This is a genomic window from Candidatus Nitrotoga sp. BS (assembly GCF_927797785.1).
Classification (GTDB): Bacteria; Pseudomonadota; Gammaproteobacteria; order Burkholderiales; family Gallionellaceae; genus Nitrotoga.
In genome coordinates, this window is record NZ_CAKMLL010000030.1 from 20822 (window position 1) to 36199 (window position 15378).

14 protein-coding genes are annotated in these 15378 nt (G+C 45.6%); 10 read left to right on the forward strand and 4 right to left on the reverse strand.

Annotated features, from left to right (window positions below; all coding sequences use genetic code 11):
* Nucleotides 1-34: 34 nt before the first annotated feature.
* From MJ769_RS01865 to MJ769_RS01880, 4 genes are all read right to left on the reverse strand, one after another.
* Nucleotides 35-1390, reverse strand: a complete 1356-nt coding sequence (locus MJ769_RS01865; RefSeq protein ID WP_239234153.1) for a hypothetical protein — start codon at nucleotides 1388-1390, stop codon at nucleotides 35-37.
* Nucleotides 1391-2578 carry a hypothetical protein gene (locus MJ769_RS01870; RefSeq protein WP_239234154.1) on the reverse strand — a complete coding sequence of 396 codons (1188 nt, stop codon included), beginning with the start codon at nucleotides 2576-2578 and terminating at the stop codon, nucleotides 1391-1393.
* A gap of 61 nt (nucleotides 2579-2639) precedes the next feature.
* On the reverse strand, nucleotides 2640-4049 hold the full coding sequence (locus tag MJ769_RS01875) for an undecaprenyl-phosphate glucose phosphotransferase (protein ID WP_239234155.1): 1410 nt from the start codon (nucleotides 4047-4049) through the stop codon (nucleotides 2640-2642).
* A gap of 5 nt (nucleotides 4050-4054) precedes the next feature.
* Nucleotides 4055-5233, reverse strand: a complete 1179-nt coding sequence (locus MJ769_RS01880) for a glycosyltransferase family 4 protein (protein WP_239234156.1) — start codon at nucleotides 5231-5233, stop codon at nucleotides 4055-4057.
* Nucleotides 5234-5666: 433 nt separating this feature from the next.
* Between MJ769_RS01880 and MJ769_RS01885 the strand changes: the two genes are divergently transcribed.
* The 10 genes from MJ769_RS01885 (at nucleotide 5667) to MJ769_RS01930 (ending at nucleotide 15285) form a co-directional block, all read left to right on the forward strand.
* Nucleotides 5667-6632, forward strand: coding sequence for an ABC transporter permease (locus tag MJ769_RS01885; protein WP_239234157.1), 966 nt, complete (start codon nucleotides 5667-5669; stop codon nucleotides 6630-6632).
* On the forward strand, nucleotides 6622-6828 hold the full coding sequence (locus MJ769_RS01890) for a hypothetical protein (protein ID WP_239234158.1): 207 nt from the start codon (nucleotides 6622-6624) through the stop codon (nucleotides 6826-6828). Before MJ769_RS01885 ends, MJ769_RS01890 begins: the two co-directional genes overlap by 11 nt.
* Nucleotides 6829-6948: 120 nt before the next feature.
* Nucleotides 6949-8322, forward strand: a complete 1374-nt coding sequence (locus MJ769_RS01895) for an ABC transporter ATP-binding protein (protein ID WP_239234159.1) — start codon at nucleotides 6949-6951, stop codon at nucleotides 8320-8322.
* Nucleotides 8312-9172: a sulfotransferase domain-containing protein gene (locus MJ769_RS01900; RefSeq protein ID WP_239234160.1), complete on the forward strand. Its 861-nt coding sequence runs from the start codon at nucleotides 8312-8314 to the stop codon at nucleotides 9170-9172. Before MJ769_RS01895 ends, MJ769_RS01900 begins: the two co-directional genes overlap by 11 nt.
* Entirely contained in the window at nucleotides 9169-10269 is a 1101-nt protein-coding gene (locus MJ769_RS01905) for a DegT/DnrJ/EryC1/StrS family aminotransferase (RefSeq protein WP_239234161.1), read from the forward strand. The genes MJ769_RS01900 and MJ769_RS01905 overlap by 4 nt, the downstream gene beginning before the upstream one ends.
* Nucleotides 10269-10988: a WbqC family protein gene (locus tag MJ769_RS01910; protein ID WP_239234162.1), complete on the forward strand. Its 720-nt coding sequence runs from the start codon at nucleotides 10269-10271 to the stop codon at nucleotides 10986-10988. Before MJ769_RS01905 ends, MJ769_RS01910 begins: the two co-directional genes overlap by 1 nt.
* On the forward strand, nucleotides 10985-11677 hold the full coding sequence (locus tag MJ769_RS01915; RefSeq protein ID WP_239234163.1) for a class I SAM-dependent methyltransferase: 693 nt from the start codon (nucleotides 10985-10987) through the stop codon (nucleotides 11675-11677). Before MJ769_RS01910 ends, MJ769_RS01915 begins: the two co-directional genes overlap by 4 nt.
* Entirely contained in the window at nucleotides 11674-12489 is an 816-nt protein-coding gene (locus MJ769_RS01920; RefSeq protein ID WP_239234164.1) for a sulfotransferase family protein, read from the forward strand. Before MJ769_RS01915 ends, MJ769_RS01920 begins: the two co-directional genes overlap by 4 nt.
* A complete protein-coding gene (locus MJ769_RS01925; protein WP_239234165.1) occupies nucleotides 12482-15112 on the forward strand; it encodes a glycosyltransferase in 2631 nt (876 codons plus the stop codon). Before MJ769_RS01920 ends, MJ769_RS01925 begins: the two co-directional genes overlap by 8 nt.
* On the forward strand, nucleotides 15112-15285 hold the full coding sequence (locus MJ769_RS01930; RefSeq protein WP_239234166.1) for a hypothetical protein: 174 nt from the start codon (nucleotides 15112-15114) through the stop codon (nucleotides 15283-15285). Before MJ769_RS01925 ends, MJ769_RS01930 begins: the two co-directional genes overlap by 1 nt.
* The last annotated feature ends 93 nt before the right edge of the window (nucleotides 15286-15378 follow it).

The following is a 15378-nucleotide window of genomic DNA, read 5'->3' on the forward strand; positions in this document are numbered from 1 at the left end:
CGTCACGGCAATCACGATAGCTTTCGTTGGGTAGTCATGACTGTCGGGGGCTGACAGCTTCCTTGAATAGCACCATTACATAAAATAAAAGCATGGGCACTATATGCAATAAAGCGCGATTGATTGTAGTGTAGTCTTCCGCCCATGCTTGAACATGAGTAAAAAAGAAAACAACCGCGAGAAATGAAACAGCGGTGAGCAGTAGAACTGTCATGCTTCGAAAAGAGGGGGCAAGAAGCCGCGAAAAAGACAAAATAAGCGCCGTCGCTACCAGATACCAGAGCAGATGCCAGTTGTCCATCATTATCATATTTTGCCAAAACGGCTGCCAATCGGCCGCAAAGCGCAGATGCACGTGATAGCCAAACAAGTAAAAATCTTTTTCTCCAAGAGCAAACAAAGTTGCCGTGCCCGCAGCTGCAAGCACGGACATCCCCACTAACCCAGCGCGCGGCATGAACACAATCAATAACGCGGGAAGGAAAGTTAACGTCCATGCAATACCAGGTTGCTTTATTAAGATGCACCCTAAGCCAAACAGCAATGCCATGACCCCCTGCCAGAAATCGCGCTTCCTGGTCCAGTGGAAAAAAGCCATTGCTGCCAAGCCATAGAATGCTCCCATAAATAAATCCGCATAGCCTGCCAAAGCCACATGAACATCCAAAATGGGAAGTGAAAGCAGGAAATAGGTAAACATTAGAGCAAATAATGGTGATATCTGCCATTGCCTGGCCTGACCATAAAATGCCAAGCCTAAGGCGACCGCGCATAGTAGCCAGGGCAAGTTCATAAGAGCATCGTCCCATCTGCCCAAGCTGTAGCTCATCCATACTTGTATTAGCGGTATGGCTGGAGGGTAATGGGGAGCGGCATCAGTGTAAGCGCCTGCCAATTCGCCGCTCAGCCAAACGTCAGCGGGAACGAATGTCGCCAAGTGTCCAAGTTCATACCAAACGCGAGCCTTGGTTGCCCATTGCGACCAGGCATCCCAAGGAAACAGCGGACGCCATACAATCTCCAGCCCCAGCCCAGCCAGTCGCACCACAATTGCGGCCAGCACAACGGCATAGACGATTTTCCGCCACCCGGCCAAGCTGTGCCAATCTGCTCCGAATCGCCTGATTCGCCAAGGTTCTCTACGGCCAAGCCAAGCACCGGCAACTGTCAAAAATAATAGTGCCAGCCCAATACTGAAGAAGCCAAGGCGGATTGCCAGCGCATCCAGCAAACGCATCACAAGCGTGGTTAATAATAGTCCGCCCAGATAGCCATACCCTAGGAGCGTCGGCCATGTGATACCGTTGGCCTTGAACCAAGATGCACGCAACCACACTACCCCCAATAGCCAAGGCAAACACAAGCCAGCCACTAACGTAAGTAATTCCATTTAATACACCTTGAACAAAGCATTGCCTTCAGCCCAAAACAGCAAGTCGACTTTTAGAGATTGGTTATCACCCCACATTAATAATTGATGCGGACGATCATATTTCACGCCCTTTTTTGCGAACAGGGCAATATAGTCTCCAGTTTTGATCTGCGATGCCGGGGGTAGATCATTGCGGGCTAGAACGTTTTGAGGATAAAAATGGTAAGCCCCTTTTCTTCGCGAGTAGACGTCATCGGAAAAATACAGGATACGGCCAGTAGCAGTAGGCAGTTTTGCTTTCACACTTCTTGTGAAGTCAAACAAGGCGTTGTCTGCGACAGCAAGATGTTTGTCCTCCCAGGTTTTACCGGCAAATAGCTGGTGCGTCAGCTTTAGTTGCTGAAATAAATTCGCCTGCCAACGTGCATCCAGTATGAACCAGCCGAGCAAAACCATGCCCCATACCATGGCAATATTTAGGGGAACGACTTTTGCTAAGGCCAAGATTAAGCTCAAGATCAGTGCCAGCAATATAATCGCGGCGATGGCTAAAACAGAAGGGACATTTTTGTGGATGGCATCTCCGTCGACAAAGTTAATCGAAGTTGCCTGCCATTGGTCAAGCGCAAACCATTGCTTCACTATATTTGGTAGCGCTCCTGGCAAAGATGAAGACTCAAGTGAAACATCATTAACTAAAATCGGTGTAGCCAGTGTTCCCTTTACAATAATTGCCAAGTCTAAAATTTGGCCGCGCCAATTTTCATCTGTAGCCATCTCCAATGGCTCCAAGGTATTAGCCGCCCAAACAAGTGGACGCACATAAACTCGATTCTCTGCCGTGCGCCACAAAAACTCCATTTCAACGGCAGGTGTGACGCCTGAGACAGACCATCTAATGGCAGCATAATCCTTTGCCTGAAAAGCGGGTGGGGAAAGTGCAGCAACAGCAATACCCTGATTTGTTAGCTCTTTGATTACCAGCTTGTCCTGGTCGCTATAACCTTGGCCCTTACTCATGGTTAGCGCCGCGCCGTTCCAGCTTAATGGCTTGGTGCTACTCATCCATTTTCCTGGCCAATTGTAGTGAAGATAGACTAGTGACAAAATCAAAGCGCTTGCAAAAAATAGCAGAGGTGCAGCTAGCCAATCCTGGCGCAGGATTTTTTTATAGGGTGCGGAATGGGGTTCAAGTTGAATGGACATACCGTAATTTCTTTAATGAAAACACGACAAAGGTATTCTGTGTATATACAAAACTTAATACTCAATGCGCATTTTTGCCAGTGATCATCATAAAAGCCGTCATAAAAATAATTCGCAGGTCGAACCATAAAGACCAGTTATTAATGTAATACAGATCGTACTTTACTCGCATTTCCATTTTTTCGATCTCTCCCGTTTCACCTCGCCAGCCGTTAACCTGCGCCCACCCGGTAATGCCAGGCTTGACGTGATGCCGCATCATATAGGCGTCAATTTGCTGCTGGTAGAATTCGTCATGTACCACCGCGTGCGGGCGTGGTCCGACAATCGACATATCACCCTTTAACACATTAATAAATTGAGGTAATTCGTCCAGGCTTGTGCGTCGCAGAAAAGCTCCAAAGGTTGTAATGCGATGATCGCCGGGAATCGCTTGAGGCACTTCTGCAGTTGGTTCGGCATGATGCTTCATTGTGCGGAATTTCCAAACCCAGATACGTTCACCGTGCAATCCGCCACGTATCTGTTTGAAGAAAATGGGCCCCGGAGAACTAAGTTTGACCCCGATTATGATAAGCAACATGAGGGGGCTAGCTACCAACAAAATAAATGCCGCCAGAATTTTGTCCTCCACGGCTTTAACGATGCCCTGTACTCCAGATAAGGGTGATTCCAACAGATGAATGACCGGAAAACCCGCCACTTCGCCGATGGAATGGTTGAGCAAATGAACCCCGTAAATGTCTGGAACGAAGGTGACTTGCACCGGCAAGCGGCTTAAATGCGCTACCAGTGACTTGACCTGCTTATCCTGCTGCAACGGCAGAGCGATCCATACTTGATCAATACCGAGCTCCGCTACTTCTTGGGGCAGGCAATGCAGGCCACCACGAATCGGCACACCCTCTAACACTTGCCCCTGCATCTGAGTATCGTCATCATAAAACCCCACTACTTTCAAGCCTGTCCATGGTGAAGCGGCGAGGCGGTGGGCCACGTTACGCCCCAGCTTCCCTGCGCCGGCGATAGCGATAAATCGTAGATTAAAACCACGGCTGCGAAAAAAACGCAGTCCGACTCGCAATACCACCCTGAAAGCGACCAAAGAGACGAAACCCGCCACCGCCCACTGACCAATCCATATACGGGAAAAATAAGTACTTGATTTGGTTACAAACAACACAATGATCAACCCAGCGCAAACCACCGCCCAAGCGCTCGCCAATATTTGTATTTCTGCCCACAGACTTGCACCCCGATGGGGGCGATATATAGCGAAAAATGGAAACACTGCGAGGCAAAACAGGAACACACCGATTAGCACAAAAACGTAATTGCTCGGAAAATCCCAAGATCCGAACCTGATCGCGTAAAGCAACATTCCAGTGGCTACCACCACAAAAGGATCCAGGAAACGCTGGGCTAGTTCAAGAGTGCCAGCGTTTTCCTTGAGCAGGCTGCGCGAGTTCATGGCAACTACACCTCGTTCGACGTGGCTGTCGTCAGTGTCTGCTGGAATCGACCCCACTCATTTTCTACACACGTCATGAACTCTGCGCGAAATCTCTCTGGCGCAAAACGGCAGGCATTATTACGACAGTTAACGGGCAAAATACGAGCGGCTTCCTGTTCAAAAGAAATGATTGCTGCTTTAATGGCCGAGATAGATTGCTCTGCAAAAAATATGCCAGTTGGTTGTTCATCATCCAGGCCGCGAATGGTTTCCAGCACACCGCCCTTGCTATATGCAATCACTGGCGTACCACAAGCCTGAGCTTCTAATGGAGTAATGCCGAAATCCTCCTCTGCGGCAAACACAAATGCCTTGGCGCGCTGCATGTAATCGCGTAATACATCATCAGGCTTATATCCCAGCACTAATACATTTGGACCGGCTTTCGCTCTGACTTTCTGCATTTCCGGTCCGTCACCAATAATAATCAACTTTCGTTCCGGCATAGCTGTAAAAGTTTCCGCGATTAAATCAATTTTTTTGTAAGGCACCAAACGAGACGCTGTCAGATAAAAATCTTCCTTTTTTTCGTGTAGGGTAAATTTTGAAATTTCCACTGGCGGATAAATTACCGCCGCATCGCGGCGATAGGTTTTCCAAATTCGCCGTCTAATAAAATGTGAGTTTGCGATAAAGTAATCAACACCATTAGCCGTTCTCACATCCAAAATTCGCATTTTGTGCAGTAGCCATTTGGCGACCCACCCCTTTATGCTCTTGTCCAAACCCGAATCTCTCAAATATTGATGCTGCAAATCCCATGCATAACGCATAGGCGAATTTACATAACTTATATGAAGCTGATCCGGTCCTGTAATAACCCCTTTTGCGACAGCATGGCTACAAGAAATTACTAAATCATAGCCGGACAGATCGAACTGTTCGACAGCCAAAGGCATTAAGGATAAATACTGTCTGTATTTAGTTCTGGCGAAGGGCAAGTTTTGCACAAACGAAGTTGTCGCCTTTTTTCCTAGCAGAAAACCTCGTTCCCGGGAAGGGATAAAATCGACCACGCCATATAAATCAGCATTCGGATAGCATAGTAATATTTGTTCCAGAACACGCTCGGCCCCCGCATAGACTGTTAGCCAATCATGAATTACAGCCACTTTCATATTTTGCACTTTAATATTAGGCATCAAAAAGCGCCTTCATCCCTTCAAAAATAAGCATGTGAGGATAGTTTGGCATATGCTTTACAAGCCCTGTCATCACGCGTGGCCGATCCTGCGGCGAGCAGCATAAGGGCCGTATGGACAGTCTTGGTATTTAAATCGCCAAAACACAACACCTCTTGCTTGATGTTGAAACGGATGAAAATCTGGCAAAAATGAGACATGGTAAATAGATCTAATATTTAGACATACTGCCATTATAATTACATGCTTTGCTTATGGAGAACATTAGTGCGCGGCATAAGCGTTAACTTTAACCGAATTCGTGCTGTTTGCAGCAAGGATTTGTTGCCGTGGCTGGCGCAGCAAGCAGTCTGCATTACCTGTGTGCAGGAACTCAAAGCGCATCCGAATTCGAGCGCAGCATGGCCTGGAACGATCCCGTCATTGGCATTCATTGACAAATTGGAGGCGAATCCATCTCGTGCGCAAAGAATCAACAAGCCAAATCATTGGCAGAAGTGGAGTGCTTCGCGTGTCCACTACTAATAAGCCCCTCGCTTCGCTCTCCTCACATTCCCCTCATCAGGGAACCAACCCCCACGCAGCTCAACCCACATCTCTCGTGGCACTGGTCAGAAGCCTCTGGAGCAACCGCCAGCTCATCGCGCAAATGACCAAGCGTGAAGTGGTGGGTCGCTATAAAGGCTCCGCCATGGGCTTGGCTTGGTCCTTCTTCAACCCAGTGTTCATGCTGACCGTGTATACCTTTGTCTTCTCCGTAATCTTCAAGTCCCGCTGGGCCGTTGGGAACGAAGAGAGCAAAACCCAGTTTGCCGTGGTGCTGTTTGTCGGCATGATTGTTCATGGATTGTTTGCTGAGGTACTCAATCGCGTCCCGTCGCTCATTCTGTCTAACGTAAATTACGTCAAAAAAGTCGTGTTTCCGTTGGAAGTGCTGCCGGTCATTGCCATGGGGGCAGCACTCTTCCATAGCTTCATCAGCCTATGCGTGCTGCTCGTTGCTTTTGCCCTATTTAACGGTTATTTGCACTGGACGGCAGTTCTCGTCCCGTTTGTGCTGCTGCCTATAGTCATCCTCACGCTAGGCCTTGCATGGGTGCTTGCTTCTTTGGGCGTATTCCTGCGTGATGTGGGGCAAACCATCGGCATCGTCACCTCGGTAATGCTGTTTCTTTCCCCCATCTTTTACCCTGTAACTGCCCTACCGGAAGAATTCCGTCCCTGGATCATGGCCAACCCGCTCACTTTCATCATCGAGCAAGCGCGAGAAGTGCTGATCTGGGGACGCCTGCCTGACTGGGCGGGGTTGGGCGTGTACACCCTCGCCGCCACGGTAGTCGCTTGGGTAGGATATGCCTGGTTCCAAAAAACCAGAAAAGGGTTTGCAGATGTCCTTTGACCAATTGCTTTTCGCGGGCGAATTTCAAACGCGGGAGTTTAAGATCAACTTTGAAACGGATCGCCTGCTGGCCAACCTGGGACAATCAGCCATCAATAAATTGCTAAGCAATTTGCTGGAGCTGGGCAAAAAATTTTTTTTGTTGCACGCCAAACATGCCGGCTGCTTCAGTAGTAGATTACTTAGTTATGCATGAAAATGAGCAACCCTTAGTCAGTAAATACAGGCAGGTTTTGCCCGTTGAAGACGAGCTCCCGGCAGAACTTAAAAAGGGAACGGCTATGGCTGGCAGAACAAAAATGAAGTGAAGGAAAAAATGTCTTCTGAAATCGCCATTCGCGTCCAAAGCCTCAGCAAGTGCTATCAGATTTACGACACTCCGCGTGACAGGCTTAAACAATTCGTTTTGCCGCGCCTAAGAAGGATGATGGGAAAATCACCCAAGCAATATTTTGGCGAATTCTGGGCGCTCAAAGATATCTCCTTTGAAATAAAAAAAGGCGAAACCGTCGGTATCATCGGGCGTAATGGCAGCGGTAAATCCACCTTGCTGCAAATGATCTGCGGTATGCTCAACCCAACCAGTGGCGCTGTTCAAACCAACGGCCGAGTTGCCGCCCTGCTGGAGCTCGGTTCCGGCTTCAACCCCGAGTTCACAGGTCGGGAAAACGTGTATATGAATGCGGCCTTGCTAGGGCTTGGCCAAAAGGAAATTGACGCACGGTTTGATGATATTGCGGCATTCGCCGACATTGGTAATTTTATCGAACAACCCGTAAAGACATACTCCAGCGGCATGCTCGTTCGGCTAGCCTTTGCTGTAAACATAATTTCAGAGCCTGACATCATGATTGTTGACGAGGCTTTGGCGGTAGGAGATATGAATTTTCAGGCCAAGTGCATGACCGCACTCACTCGCATCCAGGAAAGCGGTTCTACTATTTTGTTTGTCAGCCATGATGTAGGCGCAGTAAAAAGTTTGTGTTCGCGGGGGCTTTATCTTGAACACGGCATACTTAAGGCCATCGGAAAGGCGTCAGATGTGGCAGAGCAATACATCCGAACGATGCGAGAAGAAATGAATGCAGAAATTCGCCAATTCAGTCGTGTATCGTCTGAATTTAAGACGGAACAAAAAAAAATAGAAGAAGAAAATGTGCAAACCTTGGAGAAAGACAGCACAATTTTGAAGCGATCGGATGAGTTTGACAAACGGGTAGCTGCATTTCGGTATGGCTCTGGGGGTGCAAGAATTACCTACGTTGAACTACTCAATATGAGTAATGAGCCGATATGGTTGTTGGATTTCAACCAAGAAGTAAAGATTCGAATTTATGTTGAATCATCGTCAGAGCAAAGTATTTCGGTCAATTTCAATATTTGTGATGATAAAAAGGGGAATCTAACAGGATGTGGATTTGCTCAAGTTGAACAGGAGTTTCTGACGACAGAAATTGGTGGGCAATATTTGGTCGATTACACTCTTCGACTACCACTACAAGAAGGCAGCTATTCACTTCGAACACAGATCACAGCACCTATAGTGCGCGGTGAGACGGCAGAGTTTGTGGATGTAATCGAGAATGCGGTGGTTTTTCAGATGGAACGGTGGAAAAGAGGCAGGATTTGGTCAAAAATTCATTTGTTTCCAACGTTAAACTTGAAGAGACTGACCGAAAATGTTAACTAAGAGTAAAAATTTTATTTCAGCTACTCGTCTAGATAGCTTTCCAGATTTTATGATAGTTGGTGCGCAGAAAGCAGGAACAACAGCGCTTTATGAATACCTGTCTAAACATCCGCAAATTCAATCAACAACAGAAAAGGAGCTTCATTATTTCAACTGTGAAGCTCGGTACAAAATGGGCATCAAGTTCTATCAAGCACTATTTCAATTGGGTGCAAATTCAAAATTGACATTTGATGCATCACCAGGCTATCTGAACAATGCTAATGCCCCGAAAAGAATTTATGCACACAATCCCAAAGTCAAGATCATCATATTGCTTCGTGATCCAGTTGAGAGGGCGTATGCAGCTTGGAATATGTATAGAAAAATGTATTTGAGGAACCGGAACTGGTTCTTTGACGAGTGGGTTTCTTTTTGCGGGGACACCTGCTTCAGTATATTGCGAAGGCAGGACGATCGCATATTCAACTTTTCGCAATACGTAATTGATGAAATTGAGCTTCAGGATATCAATAATTCATCTGCCATTCTGGAGGCGCCAATTCTTTCTCATGGATATTATCATGATCAAATTCAGAGATATTTATCCATCTTCAACGAAAGCCAGATTCTGATTTTTGAAAACTTAGAAATGCGAAGAAATACAGTCAGGTGTCTTCAAAAAATAGAGACTTTTTTGGATGTTTCAGGTTGTGATTGGGAAAATATGAATCTCGCGCCGGTCTTTGAAGGTGAATATTGTGATCCAATTGATGTAACTGACAAGCGTTTTTTGTACGATTATTATGATTCAAGCAATGAGCGACTTTTTGAACTCCTTGGCAAGCGTTACGCGTGGAGTGCTGAATGATACCCGTAACTCGAACTTTTTTACCAGATATAGAGGAATACACTGTTTATCTAGATAAAATTTGGCAAGCAGGCCATATCACCAACAATGGACCGCTATGCCGTCAGTTGGCTGATGAAATCGCTCTCTATCTTAGGGTTCCCAATCTAGAGTTGGTGACTAACGGCACACTTGCGCTCCAGATTGCCATCAAGGTGCTAGACATTAAGGATGAGATCATCACCACACCATACAGCTATGTCGCCACAACAAATTCTATCTTGTGGGAAGGCTGCGAGCCAGTTTTCGTTGACATTGAGCCGCAAACCTTCTGCATTAACCCTGATCTGATCGAGGCGGCTATCACCGAAAAAACCTCTGCGATTCTGGCCACACATGTTTATGGCTATCCGTGTGACGTGGCAAGAATTCAAAAAATTGCAGACAAGTACAAGCTCAAAGTCATTTATGATGCGGCTCACGCCTTTGGGGTGAAGCTTTTTGGCGAGTCGATTTTGCAGCATGGAGATTGTTCCACTTTGAGTTTCCATGCCACCAAGTTATTTCACACTGCCGAGGGGGGCGCAGTAGTGAGCAAAGACGCCGAAGTCGGCAAACGTGTCTTTCTGATGAAGAAGTTCGGTCACATCGGCGAAGATGAGTATCTCGACATCGGTATTAACGCAAAAATGTCGGAATTGCATGCTGCAATAGGCCTTTGTGTCTTGCCGAAGGTGAGTGACATCATAGCCTCTCGGAAAGAGTGTTCAGGCTGGTATGGAGAACAACTCGAAGGCAGCTTGTTACAATGGCCCATTTCTCCAGTTGGCCTCGAATACAACTATGGTTACTATCCGGTCATTTTTTCGTCTCATGATGTCATGATGAAAGTGCGGCAGACACTCATGGATAACGGCATCGGCCCACGGCGATATTTTTACCCATCGCTGAACACTTTGCCCTTCTTGAAGCCGGAACTAAAACGCATCTGTCCGATGTCAGAGAATATTTCTTCGCGTGTGCTTTGTCTGCCCTTGTATGTTGGGTTAAGTATGGCAGATGTTGGTGTTATTTGTGGAATCATCAGACACACCCTGCAAGGCGGAGTAAAGCTGTAATGAAGCTGGCTATCATGCAGCCTTATTTTTTCCCCTATATTGGCTACTGGCAATTGATAAATGCCGTGGACCGCTTCGTGTTATTTGATGACGCCCAATATATGAGACATGGCTGGGTCAACAGGAACCGGATACTAAAACCTGGTGGCGGTTGGCAATATATTTTGGTGCCGCTTAAAAAACATGATATGACAGAGTCAATCAAGAATGTACAAGCGCATCCGGATAAAAAATGGGAAGAATTGATCATCGGACAATTGGCGCATTACAAAAAAAAAGCACGATATTTTGATGAAACTAATGAGATGGTAAGCGAGATTCTCTTTAGTAATAATGAACAAAGTATTGCTGCTATTAACTTTGCCACAATAAAAAAATTATGCGCGTATTTAGATATCAAGAAGGAAATCATTGTTTCATCCGAGCAGAATCTCGATTATGCGGATGTCAACGATGCAGGAGAATGGGCGCTTCGGATTGCTGAACAAATGGGGGTGTCTGAATATATCAACCCTGCGGCTGGAGCAGATTTGTTTAGTCAGGTGAAATTTTCATCCAGCAACATTAAACTTTCCTTTTTAAAATCACAAGAAATTGTTTATTCTCAACGAGGTATTTTTGAACCGTCCTTGTCGATCATCGATGTATTGATGTTCAATGGCATTGAGGGCACAAGTCGACTTTTGAAAAATTACTCCGTTGAAACGGTTGATAAATGAACAGCTACTGGAAAAATCATTACGATTCTATTTGTAAACAATTTGATGGTTCATTATTGACGCAGGTGGGTAAAACCGTAAATGGCCGAGAAATACCCGAACTCCAAGTAAAGTTGATAGTTGAAAATATAGTCAACGTGTTACGGTTAAGTACAAAAGACTATGTTGTCGATTTGTGTTGTGGGAATGGACTTATAACTAGGCAGTTTGCACCGCTTGTAAAGGATGTTGTAGGTATGGATTTTACATCTGGCCTAATAGATGCAGCGAAGCGATATAGCAGTTTCCATAATATTGAATATGTTAATTCTGATGTATTACGCCCCGATCCTAAATATTTTTCAGGATTAAAGAAAATTGTAATGTATGAAGCTCTGCAACATTTTTCTGAACAGCAATTTGGCATCCTGTTGGATGAGTTAGAAAGTTTGGCAGCAGGATCATTAGTTTTCTTTGGAAGTATCCCAAATAAAGAAAAATTGAGCGCGTATTATGATACCGAAGAGAAATTCACGTTTTACTTGCGGAGTGAGCGCGAGGGCAAACCACATATGGGTCGGTGGTGGGAAATGGAGGAAATTGAGCGGATTGTTTCAGGACGCAGTTTTAAGACAACATTTTTACCCCAGGTAACGTCGTTGTACACAGCATATTATCGATTTGGCGTTCTCCTTGAAAAATACCAATGAAGAAAATTGGTATATTTGGTACTCCTCGCTCCGGTACATCATGGCTCGGGCATATTTTCAACAGCCATCCTGACGTAGCGCTAAGATTTCAGCCGCTTTTTTCATATGGACATAAAGGTAGATTGACCGCGTACTCATCTACAGAAGATATCCAGACTTTTTTTGAAGAAATTCTTTATACCCAAGATGCTTTCGCGACGATGACATCTGAGACGCAAAAGGATTATCCGGTATTTCAAAAAACTGCGCGGCCTACTCATATTGTTTTTAAAGAAACGCGATATCTTCATATCATTGAGAACATACTTGCTCAGTGTAGTGACGTTAAAATCATTGGAATTATCAGAAATCCGCTGGCAGTGCTTGCTTCCTGGGTTTCGGCACCAAATGAATTTAATTCGGCGTGGGATATTAACAGGGAGTGGCGAGGAGCCCCAAGCAAGAATTTGAATAAGCCGGAAGAGTTTTTCGGTTTTGACAAATGGAAGGAATCTGCTGAGGCATTTCTTCGTTTTAAATGCCAATTCCCTCAGCGATTTATATTGGTACGCTATGACGAATTGAATAGAGCGCCACTTGAGACAACTAGAAAGTTATTTGATTTTTGTGGATTAGAAATTTGTGATCAGGTAGAAGACTTCCTCAGCGAATGTAAATCAAGGCATGATTCCGATCCATATTCGGTTTTTCGCGCCAAGGCGAGCGATGATCGTTGGCAAGGTGTATTGCCCGATGAAATTGCGAAACAAATTATGCTAGAACTTAAAAACACTTCGTTGGATATTTTTCCTCAGGGTGGCAAGAATGCCTAAAATCTCTGTCATTCTGACATCGTTCAATCATGAGAAATACCTTCACGAAGCGATTGATAGCGTCCTCAATCAGACCTTCACCGATTACGAGCTGATTATTTGGGACGATGCTTCCTCTGATGGTTCTTGGGCAGTCATCAATAGCTATTCAGATTCACGTATTAAGGCATTTCGAAATGAAGCGACGAAGAGAGGGATTTACGGAATAAACAAAGCTATCTCCGAGGTGGCTACAGGTGAATACATCGCCATTCATCATTCAGACGATATATGGGAACTCGATAAGCTGGAAAAGCAAGTTGCCTACTTGGATAATCATTGTGAAATTGGCGCGGTTTTTACATGGGCGCAAATAATCGACGAGAACGGCGCCAAGTTGGAAAACAATTGGTTTGAACAGGAAAATAAAACCCAATGGCAGTGGCTAAATCAGCTTTTTCATGAGAAAAATCATTTAAATCATCCTAGTGTTTTGATTAGGAGAGAGTGCTACCAAGATGTGGGGATGTACCGTTATGGCCTGGCACAGACGGGTGATGCCGAAATGTGGAGTAGGATTTTAATAAAATTTCCCATACACGTTATTCAAGAGAAGCTAACAAGTCATCGATTATTTTCGGACAAGTCGAATACCAGTGGTTCTAGAATAGAAGTTTCCATCAGGGCGAACAACGAATGGAATGTGTTGAGGGAGAACTATCTTTCGATTTCAAATATCGAAGATATAGTTGCGACATTTCCCAGTCTCCAACGTTTTAGAAATACTGAAGGCGCTGACAATGTGTTTTTGCTAGCGATGGCTTGCTTGTATGAATGTCGGCAAAAAAGTGCATGGAATTTTGGTTTAAAATTGCTGTTCGACTTGTTCCATGACGAAACACGTAGAAACAAAATATTAGAGGTTTATTCTTTCTCTTATATGGATTTCATCAGATTGACCGATAAGTTTGATGTTTATGAGCTGCGTTCAGTAGTCGACTTGGAAGGGCAAGTCACCAACCTCAACCAAGCTGTGGCTAAACGTGACGAACAGATCGCTAGTAATAACCAAGCTGTGGCTGAGGAAATCCTCCGGTTAAGTTCGGTTGTGCTAGCCAAGGATGGCGCAATCGAGGTTCAAACTAAAGAAATTCGGCAACTTTCTTCTATGCTCAAAGATACCTGGCATGAAGTCGCGCAACATGCAGAGGAAATCAACTCTCTGAGATTATTGTTAGTTCAGCGAGACCAGTCGGTTGAGACACTGAATAATTTGCGAAGGCACATGGAAGAAGTACTTGCCAATGTCAAAGAGGAACGCTTACGTGCAGAAGCCGAGTTACAGGCAATTCGACGAACCAAATGGTTTAGGTTGCGGGACGCAATACTCCATCAACCATGGGGGGGCAGAAAAATTGCCCGTGTTGGGTACTTGGCTGGCGCGATGGCAATTCCTCCACTGATTCGCTCAAGACTTTCCCCGTTAGTGTTCCGAATTAGAGCACGGCTCAATGCCTCGCGGCATGTGCTTCTGTCAAACACCAATGAAAGCGGCGCCTATCTGGTTCGGCGACTAGCACCTGCCATACCCAACCGCCCGCATGTGGTACATATTATTGCAAACTTTATGACCGGCGGATCCACGCGTCTTGTTGTTGACTTGATCGAGTACCTTGGCGCTCATTATGCGCAAAGTGTAGTAACGAGCTACATTCCTACACCACCTGCATACATTGGTGTTGATATTACGGAGTTTCGTTTCCCTGAAAATGAACAACTATTTATTGACCATTTTTCACAACTGAAACCCGATCTACTTCACGTTCATTACTGGGGGGATTGCGATGAGCCATGGTACGAGAAAGCAATCGCTGCAGCTGAGCATCTCGGCATCCCCATAGTCGAGAACATCAACACACCTGTAACACCATATATTTCTGATGCCGTTCGGCGCTACGTCTACGTCAGCGATTATGTTCGACATGTGTTTGGTCAGAATCACCCCTCGCATATCACGGTATACCCCGGATCGGACTTCTCACACTTTGACCGAAAATCAGGCGAGCGCCCGGCTGATGATTGTATTGGGATGGTATATCGAATGGAACGTGACAAGCTCAATGAAAGCGCCATTGTTCCATTTATCAAGGCTGTTCAAAAGCGCCCTCAAACACGTGTGCTGATCGTGGGAGGGGGGAACCTGCTTGAGTCCTTCCGTAACGCGGTTGCAAAGGCGGGACTGAATGAGAGTTTCGAATTTACAGGATATGTCAGTTATGATGCGTTGCCGGATCTCTATCGCCGAATGTCAGTTTTTGTAGCACCGGTCTGGAAAGAGAGTTTTGGCCAAGTTAGCGCATTCGCGATGAACATGCAAATACCGGTAGTGGGCTACGACATCGGCGCTATCGGTGAAATAGTGGACAATAAGGCGCTTCTGGCAGAACCTGAGAACCCTGAAATGTTGTCTGATATTATTGTGCGACTGCTTGAATCACCAGCAGAACGCGAAAAGCTCGGCGAGCTTCAACGATGTCGTGCCCAAGACTATTTTTCAGTGCAAGCTATGATCAAGGCATACAGCGCCATTTACCAAGAGATGATGGCTGAGCAAACTTCAAAAATATATGAACGAGTTGCGTGATGAATATCATCGAACGTACTGAAAACCCGCTGACTAGTGGTACTTCAGTAACCGATGGGCTGATGATTAGCAGCATAAAAAAGTTGTCCCGAGAAAAGCACGGAAAATTACATTTTGTTGTTGTATACCCCGAAATAAACAGCCCCGCTCTTTGGGGCGGGGTATTGAGATGAATTGCTCGAAAATCACAGATTTTTATTGCGATGTTGTCTATTCGTCGCAAGCGGCTGGGAATTTACCCGCAGAGATTAAAACCTTGCGGCACG

Bases quoted from the DNA above. Each gene is read 5' to 3' on its own strand.
- MJ769_RS01880 (WP_239234156.1), bottom strand. From the start codon at position 5,233: ATGCCTAATATTAAAGTGCAAAATATGAAAGTGGCTGTAATTCATGAT.
- MJ769_RS01920 (WP_239234164.1), top strand. From the start codon at position 11,674: ATGAAGAAAATTGGTATATTTGGTACTCCTCGCTCCGGTACATCATGG.
- MJ769_RS01910 (WP_239234162.1), top strand. From the start codon at position 10,269: ATGAAGCTGGCTATCATGCAGCCTTATTTTTTCCCCTATATTGGCTAC.
- MJ769_RS01895 (WP_239234159.1), top strand. From the start codon at position 6,949: ATGTCTTCTGAAATCGCCATTCGCGTCCAAAGCCTCAGCAAGTGCTAT.
- MJ769_RS01890 (WP_239234158.1), top strand. From the start codon at position 6,622: ATGTCCTTTGACCAATTGCTTTTCGCGGGCGAATTTCAAACGCGGGAG.
- MJ769_RS01865 (WP_239234153.1), bottom strand. From the start codon at position 1,390: ATGGAATTACTTACGTTAGTGGCTGGCTTGTGTTTGCCTTGGCTATTG.
- MJ769_RS01915 (WP_239234163.1), top strand. From the start codon at position 10,985: ATGAACAGCTACTGGAAAAATCATTACGATTCTATTTGTAAACAATTT.
- MJ769_RS01930 (WP_239234166.1), top strand. From the start codon at position 15,112: ATGAATATCATCGAACGTACTGAAAACCCGCTGACTAGTGGTACTTCA.
- MJ769_RS01875 (WP_239234155.1), bottom strand. From the start codon at position 4,049: ATGAACTCGCGCAGCCTGCTCAAGGAAAACGCTGGCACTCTTGAACTA.
- MJ769_RS01900 (WP_239234160.1), top strand. From the start codon at position 8,312: ATGTTAACTAAGAGTAAAAATTTTATTTCAGCTACTCGTCTAGATAGC.
- MJ769_RS01870 (WP_239234154.1), bottom strand. From the start codon at position 2,578: ATGTCCATTCAACTTGAACCCCATTCCGCACCCTATAAAAAAATCCTG.
- MJ769_RS01925 (WP_239234165.1), top strand. From the start codon at position 12,482: ATGCCTAAAATCTCTGTCATTCTGACATCGTTCAATCATGAGAAATAC.
- MJ769_RS01905 (WP_239234161.1), top strand. From the start codon at position 9,169: ATGATACCCGTAACTCGAACTTTTTTACCAGATATAGAGGAATACACT.